At 38.8% G+C, this 25,125-nt stretch carries 21 protein-coding genes; 17 read left to right on the top strand and 4 right to left on the bottom strand.

Annotated features, from left to right (window positions below):
- Positions 1-4: 4 nt before the first annotated feature.
- Entirely contained in the window at positions 5-595 is a 591-nt protein-coding gene (rrtA, locus tag CWC17_RS13930) for a rhombosortase (protein WP_138613518.1), read from the bottom strand.
- A gap of 97 nt (positions 596-692) precedes the next feature.
- Between rrtA and ggt the strand changes: the two genes are divergently transcribed.
- The 3 genes from ggt (at position 693) to CWC17_RS13915 (ending at position 5,188) form a co-directional block, all read left to right on the top strand.
- Positions 693-2,471: a gamma-glutamyltransferase gene (ggt, locus tag CWC17_RS13925; RefSeq protein WP_138613516.1), complete on the top strand. Its 1,779-nt coding sequence runs from the start codon at positions 693-695 to the stop codon at positions 2,469-2,471.
- A gap of 142 nt (positions 2,472-2,613) precedes the next feature.
- Positions 2,614-4,308, top strand: a complete 1,695-nt coding sequence (locus CWC17_RS13920; RefSeq protein WP_138613514.1) for an NAD-dependent malic enzyme — start codon at positions 2,614-2,616, stop codon at positions 4,306-4,308.
- A gap of 151 nt (positions 4,309-4,459) precedes the next feature.
- Positions 4,460-5,188, top strand: coding sequence for an SIMPL domain-containing protein (locus CWC17_RS13915; RefSeq protein ID WP_138613512.1), 729 nt, complete (start codon positions 4,460-4,462; stop codon positions 5,186-5,188).
- Between the two features lies 1 nt (position 5,189).
- Here CWC17_RS13915 and CWC17_RS13910 read toward each other — a convergent pair whose 3' ends face one another.
- The gene (locus CWC17_RS13910) at positions 5,190-6,542 is read right to left on the bottom strand and encodes a DUF2254 domain-containing protein (protein ID WP_138613510.1); all 1,353 of its coding nucleotides are present in this window, start codon (positions 6,540-6,542) and stop codon (positions 5,190-5,192) included.
- A gap of 119 nt (positions 6,543-6,661) precedes the next feature.
- Here CWC17_RS13910 and CWC17_RS13905 point away from each other — a divergent pair, with 119 nt between their 5' ends.
- From CWC17_RS13905 to CWC17_RS13840, 14 genes are all read left to right on the top strand, one after another.
- Positions 6,662-7,036, top strand: a complete 375-nt coding sequence (locus tag CWC17_RS13905) for an MAPEG family protein (RefSeq protein WP_138613508.1) — start codon at positions 6,662-6,664, stop codon at positions 7,034-7,036.
- 12 nt (positions 7,037-7,048) lie between these two features.
- The gene (locus CWC17_RS13900) at positions 7,049-7,678 is read left to right on the top strand and encodes a sulfotransferase (protein ID WP_138613506.1); all 630 of its coding nucleotides are present in this window, start codon (positions 7,049-7,051) and stop codon (positions 7,676-7,678) included.
- A gap of 75 nt (positions 7,679-7,753) precedes the next feature.
- Complete coding sequence (locus CWC17_RS13895; RefSeq protein ID WP_138613504.1) at positions 7,754-8,326, top strand: MiaE family protein; 573 nt, start codon at positions 7,754-7,756, stop codon at positions 8,324-8,326.
- A 183-nt stretch (positions 8,327-8,509) separates the two neighbouring features.
- Positions 8,510-10,429 carry a secretin GspD/PilQ domain-containing protein gene (locus CWC17_RS13890; RefSeq protein WP_138613502.1) on the top strand — a complete coding sequence of 640 codons (1,920 nt, stop codon included), beginning with the start codon at positions 8,510-8,512 and terminating at the stop codon, positions 10,427-10,429.
- Complete coding sequence (locus CWC17_RS13885) at positions 10,426-11,103, top strand: tetratricopeptide repeat protein (RefSeq protein ID WP_138613500.1); 678 nt, start codon at positions 10,426-10,428, stop codon at positions 11,101-11,103. Before CWC17_RS13890 ends, CWC17_RS13885 begins: the two co-directional genes overlap by 4 nt.
- Positions 11,104-11,496: 393 nt before the next feature.
- Entirely contained in the window at positions 11,497-11,886 is a 390-nt protein-coding gene (locus tag CWC17_RS13880; RefSeq protein ID WP_024033620.1) for a hypothetical protein, read from the top strand.
- 64 nt (positions 11,887-11,950) lie between these two features.
- Complete coding sequence (locus CWC17_RS13875) at positions 11,951-12,718, top strand: hypothetical protein (protein WP_054982510.1); 768 nt, start codon at positions 11,951-11,953, stop codon at positions 12,716-12,718.
- Positions 12,719-12,724: 6 nt separating this feature from the next.
- Positions 12,725-14,023: a TadA family conjugal transfer-associated ATPase gene (locus tag CWC17_RS13870; RefSeq protein ID WP_138613498.1), complete on the top strand. Its 1,299-nt coding sequence runs from the start codon at positions 12,725-12,727 to the stop codon at positions 14,021-14,023.
- A complete protein-coding gene (locus tag CWC17_RS13865; RefSeq protein WP_138613496.1) occupies positions 14,016-14,891 on the top strand; it encodes a type II secretion system F family protein in 876 nt (291 codons plus the stop codon). Before CWC17_RS13870 ends, CWC17_RS13865 begins: the two co-directional genes overlap by 8 nt.
- On the top strand, positions 14,888-15,703 hold the full coding sequence (locus tag CWC17_RS13860; protein ID WP_138541064.1) for a type II secretion system F family protein: 816 nt from the start codon (positions 14,888-14,890) through the stop codon (positions 15,701-15,703). Before CWC17_RS13865 ends, CWC17_RS13860 begins: the two co-directional genes overlap by 4 nt.
- 9 nt (positions 15,704-15,712) lie before the next feature.
- A complete protein-coding gene (locus tag CWC17_RS13855) occupies positions 15,713-16,876 on the top strand; it encodes a hypothetical protein (protein ID WP_138613494.1) in 1,164 nt (387 codons plus the stop codon).
- Positions 16,873-19,704, top strand: coding sequence for a response regulator (locus CWC17_RS19380; RefSeq protein ID WP_171042093.1), 2,832 nt, complete (start codon positions 16,873-16,875; stop codon positions 19,702-19,704). The genes CWC17_RS13855 and CWC17_RS19380 overlap by 4 nt, the downstream gene beginning before the upstream one ends.
- A gap of 336 nt (positions 19,705-20,040) precedes the next feature.
- Complete coding sequence (locus CWC17_RS13845) at positions 20,041-20,865, top strand: alpha/beta fold hydrolase (protein WP_138613492.1); 825 nt, start codon at positions 20,041-20,043, stop codon at positions 20,863-20,865.
- 468 nt (positions 20,866-21,333) lie between these two features.
- On the top strand, positions 21,334-22,110 hold the full coding sequence (locus tag CWC17_RS13840) for a DNA/RNA non-specific endonuclease (protein WP_138613489.1): 777 nt from the start codon (positions 21,334-21,336) through the stop codon (positions 22,108-22,110).
- A gap of 841 nt (positions 22,111-22,951) precedes the next feature.
- Here CWC17_RS13840 and CWC17_RS13835 read toward each other — a convergent pair.
- Both CWC17_RS13835 and CWC17_RS13830 read right to left on the bottom strand, forming a co-directional pair.
- Positions 22,952-23,911 carry a sugar-binding transcriptional regulator gene (locus tag CWC17_RS13835; RefSeq protein ID WP_138613487.1) on the bottom strand — a complete coding sequence of 320 codons (960 nt, stop codon included), beginning with the start codon at positions 23,909-23,911 and terminating at the stop codon, positions 22,952-22,954.
- Between the two features lie 199 nt (positions 23,912-24,110).
- A complete protein-coding gene (locus CWC17_RS13830; protein ID WP_138613485.1) occupies positions 24,111-25,124 on the bottom strand; it encodes an ABC transporter ATP-binding protein in 1,014 nt (337 codons plus the stop codon).
- Position 25,125: the final 1 nt, after the last annotated feature.

The following is a 25,125-nucleotide window of genomic DNA, read 5'->3' as shown; positions in this document are numbered from 1 at the left end:
TTAATTAAGTGGCGTTTTTATTTTTTAGGTGGCTAGTTAACAATGGGAAGGCAAGCAATGTGCCGCCAACAGCGCCAATTAAATGTGCATCAATAGCAACGGTTGAATCAATTAATTGGCCTATAGTGGCATCAGGGCCGTTTACTTGCTCCATTATTATTTTTATCCACACGCCTATAAATAATAAATAACCCGATTTAAGCGACAGGGTAATGTCTTTTACCGCTCCCCAAATAATGACACCATGCAATAGGGCACTTAACCCCGTGTATATAGATATAGCAGGGCAAAACCATAATACGCCTAACCCACACCAAAGGGCTAAAAAACACACATTAAAGGCATAACGCGCAGGCGATGTGTATTCACCATGCAGTAACCAAATTAAAAATACACCTAATGCGTTTAACCCTAAGTGCACCCAATTAGCATGTACAAATTGGCTGGTAAACACCCGCCAAACTTCGCCGTTTTCAATGAGTGCTCGGTTAAATTCAAGTAAACTATTTAAATCAAATGCAGCAAAAACAATACTAAAAAGCATCAAAAATAATGGTGGAAGTAAATAACGAGGTTGAAGCGGTAAATTAAGCATTTTATTGTATTTTTTTAGTCAAAGTTTTTGCATATTGTGCCCGTTTAACTTTAAGATGCCAAATACAACTACGTAATTAAGTGTTTTTAGTATTTTTATGCATTTTAAACTTAAGTCATTATTTACTATTGGTTTGTTTGCAGTAACGCTGCCAACAATAGCCAAACAACCTACCAAAGTAGAAATTCGCGAGCCAGAAGCCACCACCTCAATTGTACAAAAGCAATTAGTCACGGGTGAGCAATACATGGTGGCCGCGGCCAACCCTTACGCCTCGCAAGCAGGTCAGCAAATTTTAGCCAAAGGCGGTAGCGCAGTCGATGCGGCAATTGCAACGCAATTAGTCCTGACCTTAGTTGAGCCACAGTCGTCGGGCATTGGTGGTGGTACATTTATGATGTACTACAACAAAGCCGATAACACACTCACAAGCTTTGATGGCCGTGAAACCGCACCACAAAATGCAGACGAAAATCTGTTTTTAGATAAACACGGTAAAGCCGTTAAATGGATTGAGGCGGTTGTAGGCGGTCGCTCTGTGGGTGTGCCTGGTATTTTGCACGCCTTTGCAAACGCGCATCAACAATACGGTAAGCTTGCTTGGAGCGAGTTATTTAAACCCGCAATTAAACTGGCCGAGCAGGGTTTTGAGGTGTCGCCACGTTTACACGGGTTATTGGCTCGCCAATTAAACCCAGGTGTAATGAGCATGCCGGTGATTAACGAGTACTTTTACCCTAATGGGAATTTAATTAAAGCCGGTACTATTAAAAAAAATCAGCCCTTAGCAAATTTATACAAAGACATTGCTAAACGAGGCATTGATGCATTTTATAAAGGCGATAACGCTAAACAAATGGTAAACGCAGTGCAAAATTCAAAAATTGCACCGGGTACATTAAGCGAATCAGACCTGGCTAATTATAAAAGCAAGCAACGCGATGCTGTGTGTATTAAATACCGTGCTTATAATGTGTGCTCTATGGCCCCACCTAGTAGCGGAGGTGTAGCGGTATTACAAATTTTAGGCTTACTTGAACACAAAGACATAAGTGCGCTTAAGCCTAATAGCGAAGAGGCAATTCATTACTTTAGCCAAGCCTCACGCATAGCATTTGCCGATCGTAATATGTACATGGGCGACCCTGATTTTACGCAAGTGCCTACCAAAGAGCTGTTAAATAAAAAGTACATTGCATCACGCGCCAAGCTTATTACTGAGCAAGACACAAAAGCAGTAGCAGGTAACCCCGTAGGCTATTTAAGCTACGCAAAAGATGACTCTTTTGAGTTGCCATCAACTTCTCACGTATCCATTGTAGATAGCTTTGGTAATGCCGTATCTATGACCAGCTCAATTGAAATGGCGTTTGGCTCAACGGTGATGGTTAATGGCTTTATTTTAAATAACCAATTAACCGATTTTGCGCTTTCGCCACGCATTGACGGCAAATTAGTAGCTAACCGTGTTGAAGCGGGAAAACGCCCACGCAGCTCTATGTCGCCGGTAATGGTGTTTAACAACGACGGCAGCTTACGTTTAGTGGTTGGCTCGCCAGGTGGCAGCCGTATCATTGATTATGTGGCGCAAGTGGTTATTGGTGTACTGGATTGGAACTTATCGGCCCAAGAGGCGATTAACCTGCCAAGAACCACCAACCGTAACGATTACACTAGCCTTGAAAAAGGCACCGCGCTCGAAGCCATAGCACCGCAATTAACTAAACGCGGCCATAATGTGCGTGTACTTGATTTAAACTCTGGTTTACATGCGGTAGAGGTCAAAGATAATAAATTGTATGGCGGTGCCGACCCGCGTCGCGAAGGGGTTGCTTTGTCGGATTTAACTGACAAAAACGCCACTATCAAATTTTAATTTATGTATAATAGCCATGCAGGCAGTGAGGCCTGCATGTGTTTTCTCTCAATGGTCTGACAAGCTGAATTGTCATTGCAATTTAACCTTTTACAATGATAATGGCAGATCATAACTTAAGACTCCGTTAAAGCCTGGAAATATGACAACTAATACTGATCCTAACTACCTTTATATTCCTTACTCTGGCCCTGGCCTAATTGAAACCCCGCTTTTAAACAAAGGCAGTGCGTTTAGTAAAAAAGAACGCGAAAACTTTAACCTTGCCGGTTTGCTTCCGCCACGTTTTGAAACAATTGAAGAACAGGTTGAGCGTTGTTATCAGCAGTATTCAAGCTTTAACGATAACTTAAACAAGCATATTTACTTGCGTGCCATTCAAGATAACAACGAAACGCTATACTATCGTTTAGTGCGAGATCACCTTGAAGAAATGATGCCAATTATTTACACGCCAACCGTTGGCGATGCGTGTGAAAAATTCTCAGATATTTACCGCAGTGCTCGTGGCTTATTTATTTCGTACGAAGATCGCTATCAAATAGACGACATCCTGCGCAACGCTACCAAAGGCAAAGTAAAAGTAATAGTGGTTACCGATGGTGAACGTATTTTAGGCCTAGGCGATCAGGGTATTGGTGGCATGGGTATTCCTATTGGTAAATTATCACTTTACACAGCGTGTGGTGGTATTAGCCCAGCGTACACATTACCTGTAATGCTTGATGTAGGTACTAACAACGAAAAGCTTCTTAACGACCCTATGTACATGGGCGCACGTCATAAGCGTATAGCGCAAGATGAGTATGATGAGTTTTTAGACTTATTTATTAAAGCGGTTAAACGTCGCTGGCCAAATGTATTACTGCAGTTTGAAGATTTTGCACAGCCAAACGCTATGCCGTTACTTAAACGCTACCGTAACGAAATTTGTAGCTTTAACGATGACATTCAAGGTACAGCAGCGGTAACGGTAGGCTCTTTATTAGCAGCGTGTCGTGTTAAAGGCTCAACCCTTAGCGAGCAAAAAGTAGTATTTGTTGGTGCAGGCTCAGCCGGGTGTGGTATTGCTGAACAAATTATTAGCCAAATGGTATTTGAAGGCATTAGCGAAGCACAAGCGCGCAGCCAAGTATTTATGGTTGACCGTTTTGGCCTACTAACAGAAGGCATGGAAGGCTTACGCGATTTCCAACAAGCACTAGCACAACCAAAAGCGGCTTTAGGTGATTGGACTTACAGCGGCGAATACGCTTCATTATTAGATGTAATGCACTGTGCAGCACCTGATATTTTAATTGGTGTATCGGGGCAACCGGGCTTATTTACTGAGCAAGTTATCCGCGCTATGCACTCAGGCTGTGAGCAACCGATTATTTTCCCATTAAGTAACCCATCTAAGCAGGTTGAAGCACACCCAGCCGATGTTATTAAATGGACTGAAGGTAAAGCACTTGTAGCAACGGGTAGCCCTTTTGAGCCAGTAGAATTTAATGGTGAAGAGTTCCCAATTCCACAATGTAATAATAGTTATATTTTCCCAGGTATTGGTCTGGGTGTAATAGCAGCAAAGGCAACACGCATTACTGATGCGATGCTGAGTATGTCCAGTGAAATGCTTGCTGAGTCATCACCTCGTGCAAACACTGGCAAAGGCAGCTTATTACCTGCACTTACCGAAATTGAAACATTAAGTAAGCGTATTGCATTTGCAGTAGCTAAAAAAGCAATCGAAGAGGGCGTAGCGCTAGAGATTAGCGATGATGCACTGTGGGCTGCTATTAACAAAAACTACTGGTTACCTAAATACCGTAACTACAAACGTTGTAGCATTTAATTACGCTGAGTAACGTAAAGTAAATAAGGCTGTACACTGTGTCACAGCCCGTTATAAAAAACAGGCAATTGCCTGTTTTTTTGTGCTTGTTCATTTATTGTTAACCACGTAGGCTCTTTAATAGAGACAACGAAATACAATGGATAATGCAATGAAAACACACATTCTTATATTAAGTAGCGCAATTGCCTTAAGTACCTTAAGCCTTGATGCGCATGCAAACTCAACGCCTAACGCACCCCATATTTATGTTAAAGGTGAAGCAACCGTTACCACTATGCCTGATTACGTACAATTAAGCGTAGGCATTGTAGAAATAGATAAAGACCTAATTGATGCTAAAAACAAAGCTGATAAAACCATGGCCAAAGCAATTAAATTAGTAAAAGAGCTGGGTATTAAAGACGCTAATATTAATGCAGGGCATATTTCTATAAATCGTGAAAGCCAATATAACCGCACATCGGGTAATCAAGAGTTTAAAGGCTTTAGGGTATCACGCACGTTAAGCGTTAAACTCTCTGAAATCGAAAAATACCCGCAGTTGTTACAAAACTTAGTAAATAATGGCATTAACCAAATAAACCAAACTCAGTTTTTAGCGAGTAATTATGAGGAGCTACACAAACAAGCGCAAAAGCTGGCCATTAAAGATGCCCGTAAAGCCGCCAAAGAATTAAGTACAGATTATGGTGTTGAACTAAAAGGGCTGTATACGGCGTCACTTAGCCCAATGAATATATCAGCGCAGCCTTATGCACGTGCAGAAAAAACCATGATGGTAGCAGATAGTGCACCAGGAAAATTTGTACCTGATGCGTATCATGCTGGAGAAATTAAAGTGACCGCATCAAGCTATGCCGTTTACTTTATAGATTAAGCTACGCTTTGTGGCGCTCAAAACGCGCCACTAATTTTTTACCTTCTTGTTCACTTATACGCGCTATGGCATTTAACATATTTGTTATTTCTTGTCTGTCGTATTCATTACTTACATGCTCATTTATGTCATCGACTATGGCGATTAAGTAATTAAATAGGCTATTTCGTGCATCTTCATCTTTATGCGCTACAAACAATATATTTTTAAAGGCTTCTAAAACGTTCGTCATCACATACGCATCCGCTTTTGCGTAATTGCGCAGTGGCGTAAAGTTATCGTGTAGCAACTCATCAAAACTGGTTTCGTGTATAAAGAGGAGTGGGGCATTGTCACTGTGTTTAAACGAATAGTTTATATCGTTAAGCGACAGCCGCTCAATTAATAAAATACTTAGCATATCTATCGATTTGACCGCTGTTCCGGGATCGTTTATACCTGGGCTCATTGCTTTTACGGCAATTTCTGAAATTTGCGTTAAACCATAACGGTAATGATCGCTAATGTACTCTTCTATATAAAAAATAAAGCAGTCTAAAATTTTAGCTATTAGCTCATCGTTATTAGAAATGTCTTTGTCGCATTTTAAAAACGGATAGCCTTTAACGGTAAAGTAACCTTGGTTTACCGAGATATACACCCGAATGTTTTCCTCAGCTAATATGGCGCATAATTTATCTGTATGCACCCCTTTGTAATACCCCTCGGTGGTGCTATTAACTGAGTGCCATTGTGTAAAATCAGGAAAGTAGGAGAATGGCTTTTCTGATTGCCTATCAACAATGGCTTTAACTTCGCGTTTAGTTTGGCTAAATAAACCGTTAAGTACATTATCTACTTGAATGGCTTTAGATATTGAATGAATAAAAAATACAAACAAGCCAAGCGATACTAAGCCAAACACCAATGACAGCAGCACCCCAAGCGATGGAATAGCGGTATCACCACCTTCAAGCTTATTAATATTAATGAGCATAATAATTGAGTAAATTATGCTACCTAAATAAAAGCCCAATACCATTTGATGCGATTTGCGGGTAATAAGCCCAGGTACCACTCGTGGTGATAAACTGGCACTGGCAGAATTTAATACCACCATCACCATAGAAAAACTAAATACGGTAAGCGAAATAATACTACCCGCTAAGGTGCTTAAAATAGTACGGGCATTTTCTGCGCTATCTACTAACATCACAGATATAAACGATTTAAGCTGCTCTACAGGTGCAATATATTCTAGCGACATGGTTAAAACAGCAAAAAGTAAAAAACCAACAGAAAGTACAGAAGGATAAAAGCCAATACTGTTGATCATTTCACGGTAGCGGTCGGCTACTTTGCGTGGGACAAACATAAATTCCTTTAATTGCATTATTAAGTTCAACTAATACACACTTTAGCATACTTACCAAGTAAACTTATGATTGTGCAAAACTATGTTATTATTGCCAAAAATAAAAACAGGACAACACCGTGATAATCTCAACGTATGCTGCGCTTTTAGCGTTTTATTATATTTACTTAAGTTTTAATGTGATCAAAGTGCGCCGCAGTGAGCAAGTGTCTCTGGGCGATAACGGCAACACTAAATTACAACGTGCTGTACGTGCTCACGCCAACTTTATGGAATACGTACCTTTTGCGGTTATTTTACTTTTTTTAGCCGAATACCAAGGCCTTGCCAGCCATTATTGTAATATTTTAGGTGGCGCATTATTAATAGGGCGCGTGTTTCACAATTTAGGCATAGTTGAAAACAACCTTAAATATCGCCAAATTGGGACTATTGCTACCTTTTTAGTAATGGTTATTAGTGCCTTTATATTGCTTGTAACACGAAATAGTTAAGTAATAGCCGTTATGAGTAAACTATTTATAATTGGACTTCCTCGTACAGGCACCACGAGTGTATGCCACGCTTTTCTAGATTTTGGCATTGCCACAGCGCACACCGCGTACACCGCGTATTGTTTTGAAAATGCCACAGCAATAGCCGATACCCCTGTATTTAATGACTACAAAGCATTAGATAACCATTACCCCGGCGCTAAATTTATCTATTTAGCCCGTGAAAAAACAGCTTGGATCCCCTCTATTAGGCAATTATTGCTGCGTATGCACACTAATTTAACGCGCCCAGATGGCGGGTTTAATATTCATATTAAACGCTGTTACTTAACAACCTTTAATGACTTAACCATCGATAACATAAACAATGATGATTATTTATCAACGTGTTACGACACCCATTTAACACAGGCGAGGGAGTATTTTAAGCACCGTAATAACGATTATTTAGAAATTGATATAGCTAAGCCACAAAGTTTTGCTCAGCTCACTGCGTTTTTGGGTATTAAAACCGAGCGCACAGCCTTTGAAAAAATGAATAGTGGTGGCAAAGTGACCGCCTGGAACGATATAAAACACCCTTTAAAAATTGACTCAACAGCAAAAGGGCGCATAGATAAGCATTTACCTTATTTGCGATAATTATGCGCTGGGCTGCAAGATTTTTACTAGCAAATACGCTAAAATCCTCGCATTATTTTTTAAGTAGTACAAAAAATGTTTGAATTGAAATACAACACCCCATTTGAATGGACCGAAGAGGTTTTAGCCGACTTTAATACATTTTTACAAGATCACGCCGCTGCTGAAAAAAAGGCATCGGGCATGGCTATTTCTATGCTGTCTCATTACCCAGACAAACGTAAATTGGTAAAAGCCATGACCGATTTAGCGCTAGAAGAATTAATCCATTTTAAACAAGTGCTTAAACTGCTTATTGAACGCGATACAAACTTAGGCGATGACAAAAAAGATCCGTACATCAAACAAATACGTGCTTTATTTAGACATGGCCGTGATGGATTTTTAATGGATAGATTACTGGTCGGCGGCGTAATAGAAGCCCGTGGCCACGAGCGCTTTTCATTGGTTGCCCAAGCATTACCAGAGGGTAAAGAAAAAGACTTTTATGTAGCCATAGCTAAATCAGAAGAAAAACATAAAAACTTATTTGTAGAGCTTGCGTACGAATACTTTGATAAAGAAGAAGTTGATGTTCGTTTAGAAGAGCTACTAGTCGCTGAAGCCGAAATTTGTAAAAGCATTCCTTTTACTGCCGCACTGCATTAATACTTTTGGCACAAAGCACTGCTTTGTGCCTTCTCTCCTAAGTTCATTTGCATTTTGCAAATCAAAATACTAAAGCCGCCTGTGCTTATATCTCCAATCATTTTAATTTATTGAATTTAAAGCTAAATATTTGCTGGTCTTAAACTTGCTCTGTTAATTCAACGCATACTTGAGGACGCGCATATGTTTAAAGCCATTATTTTTGTAATACTTTTTTTACCGTGCTGTGTATACGCCAAGCAAAGCAATTTAAATTACATAGAAAACGCCAATGGCGATAGAGTAAAAAAAGTATCCCACTTAGTTAAGTGGACCCATACTCGCTTTGTATTTAACCGCGATATAGCACGTGTTGCGCTAGGCCACGAAACCACACTCGATGTAAACGTAGTAAACGGGCGCGAGCTGTTAATTTTAGCTAAAAAGTTGGGCCGCACCTCTATGATGGTGTGGTATGACGACAACACATCAGAAACATTTTTACTGGGTGTGACCGAAGACTACAGCGTACTTGAAAATGCCCTTAACGATATTCATCCCAACTTAGCGCTCACTATCGCACCTGATAGACACGCGGTAGTACTACGTGGCGAAGTACCTACGCTTAATTATCGCCATGCAGCCCACGAAGCGGCAAAAAACTATTTATATGCAAGTAGCTCGCAATCGGCGCAACCTGTTATTACCTCTGCGCCTAACCAAGGAATGTTTAATTCTTTAGCGCAGCGTTTACAGGGCATGGGTAATTTAAACAATGGCTTAGCACAAAGCTCAAGTAAAGTAGCGATTATTAACCTTATTAAAGTTACGCAAGCGCCAAAGCCTAAGGAAGCGCGCATAGCGCAGGTGTTAAAATCGATGGGGGCTGACAAAGTAACTGTAAAACGTATTTCGGTTGATGAGTTATCAAACGATGATAACGATGTGTTTATGCTCAGCGGCACAGTTAAAAATCAAATTGAACTGGTGCGTTTGTTAAATACCATCAATAAATTATTTGAACCAGAGCAAGCAAGCCAAGCACCCACATCGGCACTAGATCCAAACGGGCTTATCAGTAGCACAACGCAAAACGAAACAAGCGCTATTGAAGTACTCGCAAATGAGTCTGGCGGGTTATTAAATGACGATTCTGGCCTGACTTTAAGTAATGTAAATTCAAACGTAGCGCGGGCAACTTTGCTTTCGGTGGCTAAAGGTAAAGTGCTATCAAGCATTGAAGTAGAAGACTTACCTCAAGTGAGGGTGTCGGTGCAGCTTTATGAAGTTAATCAGCGCCGCTTAAAGCAATGGCGTCCAGATATTAGTGTCCTTTCTAATGGGTATAACAACGAGCAAGGTTTATTTGGCCTAGAAGGCATGAATGCCCGTGAGTCTGGCTCAGCATCAATAGAAAACGCACTGCAATTAATTGGCGGACAATTAACAAATAACTTGCAGTTATCAACCTCGCAATTTGCCATTGATATGTTGTTTTCTTTGCTAGAGCAAGAGGGAATTTCAAGAACGCTTTCGCGGCCTACACTTACCGTACTTGCAGGCGAAAGCGCGGTATTTAAAGTTGGCGGCGAAGTGCCAGTACCTACAAGCTACAGCCCATCTGGCGTTACCAGCGGGCAACAAGGTAATAGCGGTTCAGTGTTTAGTGGTACTGAGTTTAAATCGTTCGGCGTTGAGCTCAATGTTCGTGCTTTAGTGGATAACAAAGACCGCATAACCCTTGATTTAAATCCGGTTATTTCATTGCCAGACACCACACTCACAGCAGAAATAGCACAAAGCACCGGCAGCAGTTTAAACAGCAGTGCATTTAATACGCGCAGTATGCAAACATCTACCCGTTTGCAAGACGGGCAACCTTTAATTATTGGTGGATTAATTAGTACAGATAACAACGCTAGTCACGACTTTGTACCTGATGCAAACGGCGAGAGCCTATTTGGTAAATTAAGCGAAACAACCAGTAAAAGCGAAAACAACCGCGAGTTGATTATTGTGGTTACCCCTAATTTAGTCCGCGAGCCGGTTAATAATTTACGTGTGTGGCAAACAGTTGATTTAGATAGCCAAATGGCCAGTTTTATACAGGAGCAAGGGTTATGAAAATAATATATATCGTTATTTTACTGAGTATATCGGGCTGCGCACATATAGATTATGCGCCCAGTGTAAACCCACATACTGCACTCAGTGAAATTGTTACTAAGTATGCACTAAACAGCAGTGATTTAACTTGTGAAGGGGTAAGCGCGGTTAATTGTTTAGCCTTAGTGCATGAGCTTAATCAGTTAATGCTTGAGCACCCAAACAATAAGGTTATTTTATCTGTATCAGCTTATGCGCTGTATAAAAGCGGACGAGCTAATCAGGCGCAATCGGTAATAAACAAGCTTCTTAATTTACCTAATCCGCCTTTAAACGCGCTATCTTTAGGCATTAACTTAGCTATTGAGCAAGGTAATTTAGCCAAAGCAAAACAAATTGCCCAGTACGCTATTGATGAATTTGGTACTGAGGCTTCACTGTATTTACAAATGGCGTCTATTTATTATGCGCAAGGGCATTATGTTATTGCAGCTAACTATTTAGAGCTTGCCTATAAATTTGGCACGCAGAAAAGCCATTATTACTATCATAAAGGGCTAATAGCTGAGGCGACACCTGATAACGCATTGGCGTGTCATTATTATAATGAGGCAATAGGTTTTGATGCGCAGCACAGCCAAGCCACAGCGCGCTACGCGAAACTTTCGGTACTTGGTAATTGTAAAAGTTAAGGCCGCAAGGCCTTTTTATTTTATTAAACTACGCACTCCTTAATTAAACCCGCTCATAAAAAGTAAAAACAACGTACCTACCTAAACAATTAAAATAGCCTTACTCGGCGTTGTTTAAACCTATCTCGCTTTGTTCATCCCCCCATCTAATTGCTCGCCACTCTTAATTTAAAAGCTTTGTATAAATGAGTAACAGCTTGCCTTTTAATTAATTTCTGCTTGCGTTGTAACGCACTTTAATAATGATTTGCAAAATGCGAATCATAACAAGGATAAGAAAAGCATATTTTAAATAATAAAAGCAAAGTACTGATTTTTATAGACTTAATAAATGGCACGGTCCTCGCTATATATAAAGTGGGCATAAGCTCTAACACATTTAAGGTGATCATTATGAAAACTATGAAAAGCAACTTAAACGGTAAAAAACAACAAGGCTTTGTACTTACTTCTGAGCTAATTATTCTTTCAACTTCTATGGTGGCAGCGCTGGTAATTGGTTTATCAACCCTACGAGACTCTGTAACCAGCGAGCTTGAAGATGTAGCAGAAGCAATTGGCTCGTTAGATCAAAGCTATGTATTTGATGGCATGATCAACGCCGAAGGCACTGCAGAAATTTCAGGCTCTGGCTATGTTGATGCCGTAGATGTTTACGCAGGCGATGGTAGCTCGTTTACTTTTGTTGCCTCTGACTTTAGTGAAAGTGCTGCACTTATTAATGCAACGCCAAGTGGCGATGCTGCAACACGTACAGCAGCAGGTGGTTCACAAGGTAATTAAATTTATAACTACCTAAATCACACTGCCACAAACGTGTGGCAGTGAAATTTGTCAGGAGGAAATTATGAAAAGTAAAAATAATAAAGGGGCGACTACCGCTGCACTCACCTTACTTATCACCTCTGGCATGTTGGCCTCAGCGCTTGGCATCAGACAAGTAAACGAACAAGACTTAGTTACTGCCTGGGTGGTAAATAAAAATATGTCGGCCGGGCAAGTAGTGAGTGTGCACGACATTGCCCAAAAAGATGTAAACCCTAGTAACTATGCAAATATGGCGCTAAGTATACAAAATCCCCGCGCATTTATTGGTAAGCAATTAGCCACTAATAAAATGGGTGAACAACCACTATTTGAAACAGATTTTATGCAGGTTAAAAGCCAAAATTTATCAGAGGCGATCCCCGCAGGCAGAGTGCTTTATACATTAAAATTAACCACTTTAGATATTCCATTATCGCGGGTGCACAAAGGCGACCGCTTAGATATTGTTGCTAAAACAAACCGGCTTGTAAGAACCGTTGCGCGCGATGTGCAGCTTATTGGCATTTCAAAAGGTCCTGGCAGTAAAGCGCAAAAAAATGGCGTGATGGACAGCCTAGCAAAAAAAGAGCCAGCAACCAGCGCGGGTGTGTCATTAGTGTTGGCTGTACTTCCTAAAGATGTGTATTCGTTAGCCGCAATTGATACCCAAGATAAGGTATCGATAATTGTGCACAGCGCTTATGACATTGAACAAGGTCGCTTACAAAATTTCTCCCAATTACAAACTAGCCGAACAATTCAAGTGGTTAAAGGCGTTAAAAACCAAGCTGTATATGTAGCTAAGTGAGGCGCTATGTTTAATTTATCAAGTAAACCAGAGTCTGTAGAAACCAATTTAAATACCTTTGAATCACTTAAAAAAATTCTCCACGATGCAGTAATTGAAGAATACGAGCAAGACCCAAGTGCTTTACTGAATGATGCGCTGCTTGAAAAAATATCTGCCCTTTGCAGTGATATTGACGAATTTGCACAATCATCATTTAACAGCCATCAACAAGCTCAAGTAGTACAAGCCGTTTACGACGAAATACAAGGTTTAGGACCAATAGCACAATTTATGCTGGATGACCAAGTAAGCGATATTTTAATTAACGATACGCAAAATATTTGGATAGATAAGCAAGGTAAATTGCTATGTACAGCCAGTAAGTTTGACGATGAACGTCACTTACGTCGTTTTGTTGATAGATTACTTGATAGTTGCGCTCGACAAGTTAACGCTCTGAATCCCATTGTAGATGGCAAACTAAAAGATGGGAGCAGGGTACATATTGTAGTGCCACCGGCATGCACCAGTGCTGCAATTGTTTCGATTAGAAAATTTAACCACAAAAAAATTAACGATGATTTTTTAATCGACAATAAGTTTTTAAGCAAAAACTGCCTCACTTTTTTAAAAACCGCGGTGGCCTTAGGGGTCAATATTTTAGTGTGTGGTAATGCCGGCGCGGGTAAAACCACTTTGTTAAATGTATTGGCTAATTCAATAAATACTAACGAGCGGGTAGTAACTATAGAAGAAAGTGCAGAGCTAAATTTGCACCATAATCATGTGGTGCAATTAGAGGCGCACGACACCAACAGCGATGGCAAAGGCGCCGTTACCCTGCGCGATTTAGTAAAAGCGGCACTAAGAATGCGCGCCGACAGAATACTTGTAGGCGAAGTACGCGCAGGGGAAGTAATAGACATGCTGCAAGCCATGAACTGCGGGCACCAAGGATCAATGACCACCGTACATGCTAATAGTGCAAGCGATGCGGTTAACCGATTATCAACGCTTGTGCAATTACATAACGCGCAGCTAAGCGACACCCACACCAGCGCATTAATCGCATCAAGCATTCAATTAATTGTACATGTTTCTCGAAATACAAACGGTGTAAGAATCCTAAAAAGTATTGGCGAAATAAAGCGAGTAGACGGACGTGCGCAATACTCTGCGCTGTATAGCGTAAGCGATACCGAGCAAGTAAATGATAAGGCAATTAGAACCTCAAGCGTGGTGAGCTTTATGCAAAGCCAAGGTGCCAACATAAACGAAATAAGCGCATTACTGCAACCGGCCAGGGAGCGTAATTATGAATAAACTTAATTACTTACTGGCCATAGCAAGTATTATGTCATTTACCTTAGCACTGAGTGTTTTTATAACACTTAAAGTAAAAACGCACGCTGCAAGTACTAAGCACGAGGTCGATGTACTTGAAGAAAAAGACATTATCACAGTGTCACTGCGGGTACTTGGGATTAACATCAGTAATGCTTTATTTATAAGCGTTGCTTGCTCGCTTGCCACCAGTACTTGGTATGTTGCACAGTACTTTTATCCTCAAGCAACTACAAGTGCATTAATTGTTTCTTTGGTTGTATTTATAACCTGCTTTATAGTGATTATTGATTTAGCACACTATAAATTAGCTAAGTTTGAGCACTTATTTTTAGAGTACATAGAAACCGTACAATCGTGTTTAAGTACTGGGCTTTCACTTGTTCAGGCTATGCAATTTGCCGACGAACACGCCGATAAATACATTAAACCGCAAAGTCATTTATTACTGCAGCGCTTAAATATGGGCAGTGATATACAAAGCTCATTCGCCCCTTTGATTAAACGCTACAACTGCGAAACCGTACGGTTATTTGCACATAGCATAATTACTCATACAAAAAGCCAGTGCGATCTAACTGACATGCTTAAAAGTGTATGCAAAATGATGTCGTTAAGAACGCTAGATCGCCAGCAGCTCAAAGCTAAGCTTTCTGGTACTAAATACGCTGCGCTGTTTAGTGGCGTTTTACCCTACGCTTTAGTGCCTTTATTTACTTACACCGATCCAACCTGGTTCGATCCGCTGTTAAATAACCCCAATGGCATGGCCTTTATTACCGTTGCTGTGCTTTGCCAGTTATTTGGCTTTTTATGGCTTCGCCTAAGCTTGAGGGTAACGCTATGATAGATCTATTTTTATTTGTTGGCTTATTGGTGAGTATGGGTGCATTTATCCATATTCAAAAGCAGTCATTAAAGGCTGAGGTACAGCAACCTATCAAAACTAATATAAATTGGTATCCATTAATTGTTATTTCAAAAAGCCAATTTAGACAAGCAGGGTATCAGTTAAATAAAATTTTATTGAGCATGTACTGCTTTAAAATGGCCGCCACATTTTGTGCTTATACTGCCATAGAGATCACTGGTTATGTAATAAGTACACCGCTTGTAGCCATTATCTGTTTTATTAGCTTTTTTGCGCCTGATATGTGGTTTTTATTTAAAAAAGGCCAGCGTAAAGTACAAATAAACAATAGCTTAGAGTTTTTTTTAAGTGTGCTGTTAGTGTATATGCGCGCTGGCTTTTCGCTAGAGCGTGCATTTGCTTTAGCGGTTGATCACGGGTTAAGTAAAAAACACCCTTTATATAAAGAGCTTAAATTATTTTTGTTTGAGCTCAGTGCCGGTAAAGACCGCGAAACAGCCTTTAATTCGTTATATGACAGAACAGGGGTCTCGGGTTTAAAAAAATTAGCTAATCTAATGCTTATTGGCTCTAAGCTTGGCACCCCGTTAATACAGGCGGTTGAGTCACAATTAGAAAGCTTTGCGCTTAAAAAAAATATCTTATTAGCTAAAAAAGTAAATAAAAAAGCACTGCATACCACCTTTCCCATTATCTTAATTTGTTTTCCTATGTTTTTAGTACTGGTGTTTTTTCCTGCAGCGCTGCAGGTAATGAATGTACTAAAAATGCTAGTTGAAGTGCTATAGGAGCGCTCTATGAATAAACAATACCAACAGGGCTACATACTCACTATTGAGCTGATTTTAATTATTACCATTTTAATTATTGGCTCAATTGGTGGTGTTATTTTAGTGCGAGATGCACTCATTAAGCGCTATCACACAAAGGTAGATAACCAAATAACAGTGGTTGATGCTAATAACACCCCCTTAGGTATCGCCATTGGGTTTGATGAGCACCAAGCGCCTTTAATTTTTTACACAGACCGCCAAGCAAATGCAACATACCGCGCTTTAATTGGGATACGCGATGACAGGTTCACCTCACGAGAAGCCATTTATTACGATGCGCCTAATTGCCAAGGCAACCCGTGTATAAAAAGTTTAAGTGATGAGTTTTCAGATAGTTTAGGAGTTAGTAACACCGCTAATAGTGGCAATGTAAGTTATATCAATGCGCTACAGCAAGGCCCTAATTATGCCATTGGGCAATTAAGTAACTCCGTAATGGGGCAATTACTAAAAAGTACAGCATTAGCGTGCCCCGCAACAGGTGACGAAATTGTATCGCGCTATATGTCTCAAAAGGTAGTTACTGGTAACCCGTGCGAAAGCTTTTCAATTGCTAAACAGCAAGCCGATAGTAGTTGTTTGATTGGTGTAACTGCACTTGGTAATCCGTTATTAGGCATAGACAGTCAGCAATTATCGCAGTCGTGCAATAGTTGCCAAACAGGGTATGAGCCACAAGGCGATATTCTTGATTTATATTTGCCACAAGTTGAAGTGTTATTAGGAACCGCGCTTGATGCACTGGCGCTGGTAGGTGTAGCAAGCAGTGTAGATGTAGAGCTAGGCAGTATTTGCTGCCCACAAGGTACGCAACTAGCAGAAGATGAAAATATAGTAGAAACACTGGTATTTACTATTTTAGAAACAACCTTTGAGCTGCTAGGTATCGATTTAATAAATAACGACATAATTATTCAAACGCTGGCCCTTATTGGCATAGAGCCTGGCGTGACTTACTGCGAGGCTTCGCTCAATTTAACCTCGGCAGAGCCGGTGTTAAATGCACAAGGCGAACGCGCTTTAAATAACTTACTTCCACCATTTAGAGTAAAACTTCCATCACATACAAGTGCTAACAGCACGCGTTGGATTTCTACACCGCCGAAAGGTGAAGGAGTGCGCCCATGAACAGTTCATATGCAAATAATATAAATGAATTTAACAACACACAAATAGATGAAATAAAACAAGAAATAACCGAAACGCTAACCCTAATGAAGCAGTTTTATGATGTTTCTATTGTTAAATTCGTTGATTATAATGCCTTGTATACGCAACAAATTATTAGTTGCGATGACCCATACAAAGCCGACAGTGAATTAAATAGCTTGGCACAAGCGTGCACACAAGAAAAACTCTACATAATTGAAGACACCTTATTTGACCCACTAACAAAAGGGCGCTGCCAACAGGTACGCTTTTACTCTCAATATCCCATTTATAATTTAGATAACAGCTTAATTGGCGTACTAATCATTGCCGATATTTCACCTAAAACACTTATTGGCTCTCAAAAAGAACAATTTGTATCTTTTGCGCAATTACTGCAAACCCAGCTTAATAAGCATTTTACCCCAACTAAGGCAATTAAACCGAGTGAGACAAAATCACTAAATAGATTTGTTCACTTATTTAGCTTAGCGCCGGTGGCCTTTTTAATTGCGCTGGTTATTTGCTCGTTCTCGGCTTTGCTTTTATATACGTTAGATAAAAAAGACAAAAAAAATGCCTATGCCATACAAACTCAGCAGTTAAGGCAAACGCTGTTTGATGCATTAGAGCGCTTTGACAACCAAGCACTTTACATTACTCAAAAAGATAAAATTGTCGCAGGCTTTTTAAAAAGCCAACAAAGTTATACTCAGCAACAATTAAGTGATTTAGTAAAAACGCAGGTATCAAGGAGTTTAACGTATAAAGGTTTTGTTGTATTTGATAATGACTATAAACAACTTGCCATATGGTCTAAAAACAACTTTGATTTAGCAGCTTATGGCTTTACTAATTGGCTAAACGCATTTTCAATGCGAGCAAATAAACAATCAGTAGAGGTATTTACTGTAGCAGATACAGCGTTTTTAATCTCAGAAATAAATATAGGCAATAGCGCTATTTATACAGTCACAGCCTTTGATTTAAGTAAGTTTTTAAATGCCATAATAGGTAAGCTAAATACGCAAAATTATAATTTATTTATATCAACCCCTCAGTTTATATTAGGGAGTAGGGGGGAGCTAAATGTTAAAACTATCCCTAACAGCATAAGCGCAGCAAGTAGTCGTTTTCCTGCTACGTGGCGCTTGCATGTGCAACCCATCAAACCGATAACGCCTGCTAATGTATCTAGGTTCGACTTATTTAAACTGGCATTAATTAGCTTAGCTATATTTGCATTTGTTTATTATTTTTTACGTTTACCTAGGCGCTTACATGACGAAATTAAACAAAAAAACACCCTTATACTTAATAGAGAATCGCTGTTTTCAAGCTCGCTTGATGCGCTACCGCATGGCTTTGCCATTTTTAATAGTAACGAATTTCCGGTAATAACCAATCAGGCATTTAACGAATTGTTTTCTCATGTTATTCAAAATAATAAACAGTTAAGTTACAGCCAAATAATGAGTATTTCTCAACAAAATAATATTATTACCCATTATCAAGAACATAATAAATTAGCTAATGAACATAGCCAATTAATAGATATCGGCTTTAGTGATGGCCGCTGGATCACCGTTGTGCAAAGGCATACCGACTTTGGTGGCTTTGTTTGTTACTTTAGAGATGAAACACAAGCGCATCAAAAAGAGTTATTACTTGCCCAAGTAGTAGAAAAATCTAAGCAAGCTAACCAGCTAAAAGATAAATTTGTAGCGCGCCTAGCAATGCAATTAAAAGCACCACTTAGTTCACTGCAATCTATAGTAGAGCTTAATTATAAAAACAGTAAAGCCAATTTTAGCAATGAGTTAGAAAATGCATGTACACAGTTAAGTTGTGTTGTGCAGCAATTAGTTAATATAAATAAAACCGATACCGGTAAACTAAAGCTTAAAATGAGCGCTATTAATTTAGCCGACTTACTTAAAAATACGGCCGATATTCTTAATAAAGACTCTGATGATAAAAATATAATTATTAATAACAATGTGCCCATAGATAAAGACATAAGCAATGATGAAAAGCTGATTATGCAATTAATTATTCAGCTTGCTAGTGAGCTTATAGAAAGCACACATCAAGGCAAATTGTCGTTAAATTCTGAGCTGATTAACGAGCAAGGTAAACATTATTTGTCGCTGGACTTTTCTATAAATAACTTAGCAAATCAGGGGAGCTTTTATAGTCAGTTACAAATGGTATGCAAACAACAGTCTTTTGAAAGCGATATTAATTTTGATGCTACATTAGAGCTGCGGTTTTTTATCTCAATTTTTAAAATGCTCGGCGGTAAAAATATTACTGTGCACGAGCGCGGGAAAACAACATCTATTAATTTATCGTTATTAGTTAACACCGTAGAATTGTTACCCTTAAGTGCAAACAAGCAAGAACCCATTACTGTAACTACAACGCATACAGAATTTAACAACACCAAATCGTTGTTATTAGTTGATGATGAACCGCTCGTAGAGATGGTTATTAGAGCCATGCTGAAAGATGAAAACGTAGCAATAGATTATGCAAGCAATGCAATAGAAGCTATGTTGATGGCGTCGCAAAATAATTACGATATTATTTTAATGGATATTGTTATGCCAGAACTCTCGGGCACAGACGCGATGCTTAAAATAAAAAAACATAACGCAGACAAGCAAACCAAAATTATTGCCCACACTTCAGATTCTGATACAAATAATAATGCTAAGTATGTTGAGCTTGGGTTTGACGACATGCTTGAAAAACCTGTAAAGCAGCAAGTATTAATTAATAAAATTAAGCATTTGCTAAGCTAGTCCAAATTAAAAAATATAAAACTTAAAATACACAGGGCCTATTATTTTTAATAGGCCCAAACTGGCAGTAATTATTTCATGTAGCTGCTACTTTATTTCATAATTTTAAAAATTAAGGTTATTTTATAACTCTTTATTTTTACTCTTTTCGCTTAACTAAAAATAAATCCTACTTACCATTAATAGCCACAGACCGCGTTTTAAAGCGCTCTCAGGTTTTTGTAATTATTTGAACCTCAAAAAAATTATTTAAAAAACAAGCTGGGATGATAATTGCTCATCACTATACATAAACAGGTTTATGCTAAATTTTAAATATTGATGAGGATCGTATGTATGAGTAAAACACAAACCATTACCGTCGAAGGCCACAAAATTGCGTATCAAGAAATGGGTGAGGGCACACCTCTACTATTATTACATGGTATTCCGACTAACAAATCGTTATGGCGAAATGTTATGCCAACACTGAGTGAGCAACATCGTGTTATTGCACTTGATTTACTCAATTACGGCGAATCTGATATGCCAAAAAATACCGATGTATCAATTAATGCTCAGTGCAAAATAATCAGTCAATTTATGGGTGAGCTAGGAATTGCTAAAGCAAACATTGCCTCTCATGATATAGGTGGCGGAATAGCACAACTCATGGCGGTAAATCACCCAGAAAAAGTAAACAGCTTAATATTAATTGATAGTGTTTGCTTTGATTCTTGGCCAATACCCGAGTTTGAACATTTGCTTGAGCCTGGTGTAGAGCAAAAAACATCGGTTGATGAGTTTGTTGATACGCTAAATGATTTTATGCCAAAAGGTGTATACGATAAAAGCATAATGACCGACGAACTTAAAAAACAGTATTTAAAGCAATGGAGTAATGAGCGAGGTAAAGCAGCGTTATTCAATAATATGCGCCGACTTAATAAAGAGTACACTCAAGCAATTGCAGGTGAGCTTAAAAGCTTAAAGCATGAAACCCTCATTTTATGGGGTGATGAAGATAACTTTCAAAAACCTAAATATGCACCTCAGTTAGCTCAAACCTTACCAAATTCAACACTAACTTGGATAGAAAAAGCAGGGCACTGGGTTATTGATGAAAAACCAGAACGAGTAATTTCGTTAATGGGTGAATTTTTGGCTGATAAAAAGTTTTAAAACACCTTAATTTTAAAGGCCTAGTTAGCCACTTTGGCTAACATGTACATAAAACCATGCCGTTTGAGCTGTATTAATTTTTGTATAATTAGTTATTCAAACGGTTTTTTGTTTTTATCTATTTTTTAGTATTAAACCATTTAAGTATAAATCGTTATTAATTGCTCAACATTCATGCATTAAAAGTGTGCGTATACGCTTTATATCAGGGTCATTACTCATAGAAAATCGCAAATCACTCAATTTAACATAATGCATGTAAGTGTATAAAAACCTCTTTATTCGCTAGGTCTACAAACAACGTTATTGCGTTAAATATAAGGCGAGGGTAACTGTATACTCGCGACTTATATTAGTAATACCAAAAGCCTAAGACGATATTATTGTATTTATAAACAATTAGTTAGATACATATTGCTGTAATAATGTACTGTTAATTTTTACCCTCATTTAATAGAGGATAAAACAATGAAGACAATAATAAAAGCATCAATAGTACTTACAGGTTTATGTTTTGCGCACAATGCAAGTGCAGACAGCTATTTACAAGGTTGCCCAACAGGTTTAGATAATGGCAATACAATTGAGCGAAGTATTTATACTTTAAAAAATAATCGTTATACAAAGTTTGCAGATTGGGTGGCTTACCATGTTACGACTAGCACTATGAGTGGACCATCGAGAAGCAGAAGTTGGAAAGCCGATCCAGATCTATACTCACATTACACGTTAGAGCCTAGTGATTACACCGATGCGTATGCAACAATAAATACCGATAGAGGCCATCAAGTTCCATTAGCATCTTTTAGTAATACGGCTGATTGGAAACTAACAAACTTACTTTCTAATATTACGCCGCAATCATCCGCATTAAATCAAGGCCCATGGGTTAGGCTTGAATCTGCAGTGCGAAATCACGTAGGAAATGGAAATGATTTATATGTAGTAACAGGTCCATTATACGAATATTATTTTGCAGAGTTACCACAAGCTAACGAAGCGCATACCATTCCAAGTGGCTATTTTAAAATTGTTATGCAGCAAACTGGTAGCACGATTAAAGCATCGGCATTTATTATGGAGCAAACAGCAAGTCGCAGTGATAACTTTTGCAATACCGAAGTAAGTATTGATGAAGTTGAATCGCGCTCTGGTATAAATGTAATGCCAAACTTATCGTATAACAGTGCACAAACAATTGAATCATCAGTGTATGGTTTAAGGTCTGAACTAGGTTGTAACTAAGTCATATTATTTTTGCGTAAAGCCTTAGGTTTCGAAAAACTTAAATCTAAGGCTTTAATCTAAACCTGATATGAGGCGCGAAAAACCTTGTAGCAGTAAATTAGCTTTAAATAAAATGATTGAAACGACGATTACAAAATTTGAGCCTGTTTAAAAAGGTAATTAATTTTTATAAACGGAGTATAGAGGCAGCTATATGGAATTGATAATTGCTAAGCTTTATAAGATTGAAATGCTACATAAACATTAGCGAAAATATAGGTGTAAAACAATGTAGCGCGTAAGGTGTTGTAAAAGTTACTGCGCATAACAATTTGAACGGTTTTCTGAAATACCAACTTTAAAAAGACAATTACAAAACACCAGAAATAGTGGTTTATACCTAAATAATAGAAGCTACTTACTTTGGTTATGTAATAATTCACATTATTTAACATAATATAAATTATAGGTAGTAATGTATATTATAATAAGGAGTGTGCAATACACTCCTACTATGTCCAATACTAGACGGTATCGGACATTAAGTTCGTTTATAGCAAACTATGTTTTTTAGTTTATTCCTGATCATTACGCTTTTATTATTCATTACACTCAGCACTTTACTGACTGTATTTCTCACAAAGTACTTTAAACGTTGGTTACTTTAAAATTTTAACGACATTAGCTTTTAGATTGTCACTTGCATCAACGTTCTTTCAACACAGTACTTTTTAAACACGTTTTAAAAAGCCTAAATTTGTTCGTTTTTAAAAGGCTTGTTTGTTTTCCTTTTTGAAAATAAAAACTCATTCAGCCAGCTTTACCGTAGGTTTTAAAAAGTTGCCTAAAACAACATTGGCTAATCCATACTTAAAATACGTTCTGCGGTGTATTCATTAGTAATTAAACCGCTGATCATATTTGATCTCACAGCACCCAGTATCGCAAGTACTTTATCTTCACCGGCAGCTATGGCATAAATTTGTTTATTACCTTCAATTTTTAGTGGCGTACTGGCAACACGTTGGTTTACAGTGCAATCAATTAATTGGCCGCGTTTGTCGTAAACCCAGCTTATCATTTCGCCCACAGCACCTAAATTTTGTAGATCTTTTAGCTCTTGCTCATCAACAAAGCCATCGATATGTAATGGCGATTTTTCGCCTAGGCTACCTACACCCACAAATGTTACATCGGCTTTGGTGGCCAATTTTAAGTTACTGGTAATATTATGTTGTGAATGCAATTGCTGTTTTTCTTCAACACTTCTTGGTAATACAGGAAGCGGCATTGGATAATGCTTTGCATTTATATGCTCGGCCATTCTAACAACTACATCATAAGGTGAAGCCGACCCATCAAGTGCCATGTTACCAAGCATCGCCACTACTTTGTGTTGACTACAATCTAGCGTTGGCAGTTCATCAACGCATGCACGTAATACGCGCCCAGTACCCATAGCTAAAATTTTCGGTGTTTCTGATTTTAAATGGCGTTGTATTTCAGCAGCACCGGCTTGCGCTAAACCCACTGTTGAGTTTGGATCTGAGCCATCGCTAGGCACTACTTCACAAGAGTCTAAGCCAAAACGGCTTTTAATTTTTTCTGCTAAATCCATACATTTAGCAATAGGATGATCGAGCCTTACTTTTATAAGCCCTTGGCTTACAGATAATGCCACCATACGCTGAGCAGATTGACGAGATACGTTGAGTTTTTTAGCAATTTCGTCTTGTGTTTTACCCGCAACATAATAGAGCCACCCTGCTCTAGCTGCGTCATCGAGCTTACGTATTTCTGTATTTGTTAGCTTTGCCACATAAACCTCTTACTGTCAAAGGAGCCATGCCCTTAGGTTTGTGATACATTTATGGTTAAACCGTTTTACAACGTTCAATCATTTTATAATATTTGTAAATATATCATTCATTTATAAAATGCCGAAGTGTCACATTAATTTAATAACCAATACTTTAGGTAAAATTGCTATTTCTAAAGTATTGGCTTAAAACGGCGGATTAAACTGTTGGATTTTTAATCGTTAACCCATTTTTATCAAATCTATGTACCTTGTGCTCAGGCGCGCTTAAATAAATTGTGTCGCCATATTTTAGTGGGCAATCGCCGTCTGCTTTTACTGTAACCGTACTGCCACCTTCAATGGTTACATGTAAAAAGCTTTCAGAACCTAAATGCTCGATTACGCCCACAGTACCTTGCCAAGTGCCTGTCTCAGTTGAAATTTCAAAGTGCTCAGGACGCACACCTAAACTGTGCGTTTGTGCATGGCTATCGTTATCTACTCCAATAAAGTTCATTTTTGGTGAACCAATAAAGCCTGCCACAAATTTATTTACCGGGTGCTGATACAGCTCAAGTGGCGTACCAACTTGCTCAATAATGCCACCATTAAATACTGCAATTCTGTCTGCCATTGTCATCGCTTCAACTTGGTCATGTGTTACATAAATCATTGTTGTAGCTAAGCTTTTGTGTAGCTCTGAAATTTCTAAGCGCATATTTACACGCAACGATGCATCTAAATTTGAAAGCGGTTCGTCAAACAAAAATGCCGACGGTTGCCTTACTATTGCGCGTCCTATTGCTACACGTTGGCGCTGCCCGCCCGATAATTGCCCTGGTTTACGGTCTAGGTAATCGGTTAAATTTAGTATTTTAGCGGCATTTGCTATTTTACTTTCAATTTCAGCAGGGCTTACTTTTGCACGCTTTAGTGGAAACGCAATATTATTGCGTACACTCATGTGCGGGTACAAAGCGTATGATTGAAATACCATAGCTAAACCACGTTTTGCCGGTGGCGTCTGTGTTGCATCTTGCCCGTCAATCTCAATTGTGCCGCTGGTTGTGTCTTCTAATCCGGCAATCATACGTAGTAATGTTGATTTACCACAGCCCGATGGCCCTACAAATACAATAAATTCACCGTCTTTTATCTCTAAATCAAGCGGTTTTATTACGTTAACTTCATCAAAACTTTTAGTTACTTTTTTTAGTGTGATGCTGCCCATG

Source organism: Pseudoalteromonas sp. S3785, from assembly GCF_005887365.1.
GTDB lineage: Bacteria > Pseudomonadota > Gammaproteobacteria > Enterobacterales > Alteromonadaceae > Pseudoalteromonas.
Note: the sequence above shows the minus strand (reverse complement) of the source record. Positions and strands in the feature narration are given on the sequence as shown.

What these genes read in the sequence shown, in the direction of transcription:
- rrtA (WP_138613518.1), bottom strand. Translation starts at nt 595, where the DNA reads ATGCTTAATTTACCGCTTCAACCTCGTTATTTACTTCCACCATTATTT.
- ggt (WP_138613516.1), top strand. Translation starts at nt 693, where the DNA reads ATGCATTTTAAACTTAAGTCATTATTTACTATTGGTTTGTTTGCAGTA.
- CWC17_RS13920 (WP_138613514.1), top strand. Translation starts at nt 2,614, where the DNA reads ATGACAACTAATACTGATCCTAACTACCTTTATATTCCTTACTCTGGC.
- CWC17_RS13915 (WP_138613512.1), top strand. Translation starts at nt 4,460, where the DNA reads ATGAAAACACACATTCTTATATTAAGTAGCGCAATTGCCTTAAGTACC.
- CWC17_RS13910 (WP_138613510.1), bottom strand. Translation starts at nt 6,542, where the DNA reads ATGTTTGTCCCACGCAAAGTAGCCGACCGCTACCGTGAAATGATCAAC.
- CWC17_RS13900 (WP_138613506.1), top strand. Translation starts at nt 7,049, where the DNA reads ATGAGTAAACTATTTATAATTGGACTTCCTCGTACAGGCACCACGAGT.
- CWC17_RS13895 (WP_138613504.1), top strand. Translation starts at nt 7,754, where the DNA reads ATGTTTGAATTGAAATACAACACCCCATTTGAATGGACCGAAGAGGTT.
- CWC17_RS13890 (WP_138613502.1), top strand. Translation starts at nt 8,510, where the DNA reads ATGTTTAAAGCCATTATTTTTGTAATACTTTTTTTACCGTGCTGTGTA.
- CWC17_RS13885 (WP_138613500.1), top strand. Translation starts at nt 10,426, where the DNA reads ATGAAAATAATATATATCGTTATTTTACTGAGTATATCGGGCTGCGCA.
- CWC17_RS13880 (WP_024033620.1), top strand. Translation starts at nt 11,497, where the DNA reads ATGAAAACTATGAAAAGCAACTTAAACGGTAAAAAACAACAAGGCTTT.
- CWC17_RS13875 (WP_054982510.1), top strand. Translation starts at nt 11,951, where the DNA reads ATGAAAAGTAAAAATAATAAAGGGGCGACTACCGCTGCACTCACCTTA.
- CWC17_RS13870 (WP_138613498.1), top strand. Translation starts at nt 12,725, where the DNA reads ATGTTTAATTTATCAAGTAAACCAGAGTCTGTAGAAACCAATTTAAAT.
- CWC17_RS13865 (WP_138613496.1), top strand. Translation starts at nt 14,016, where the DNA reads ATGAATAAACTTAATTACTTACTGGCCATAGCAAGTATTATGTCATTT.
- CWC17_RS13860 (WP_138541064.1), top strand. Translation starts at nt 14,888, where the DNA reads ATGATAGATCTATTTTTATTTGTTGGCTTATTGGTGAGTATGGGTGCA.
- CWC17_RS13855 (WP_138613494.1), top strand. Translation starts at nt 15,713, where the DNA reads ATGAATAAACAATACCAACAGGGCTACATACTCACTATTGAGCTGATT.
- CWC17_RS19380 (WP_171042093.1), top strand. Translation starts at nt 16,873, where the DNA reads ATGAACAGTTCATATGCAAATAATATAAATGAATTTAACAACACACAA.
- CWC17_RS13845 (WP_138613492.1), top strand. Translation starts at nt 20,041, where the DNA reads ATGAGTAAAACACAAACCATTACCGTCGAAGGCCACAAAATTGCGTAT.
- CWC17_RS13840 (WP_138613489.1), top strand. Translation starts at nt 21,334, where the DNA reads ATGAAGACAATAATAAAAGCATCAATAGTACTTACAGGTTTATGTTTT.
- CWC17_RS13830 (WP_138613485.1), bottom strand. Translation starts at nt 25,124, where the DNA reads ATGGGCAGCATCACACTAAAAAAAGTAACTAAAAGTTTTGATGAAGTT.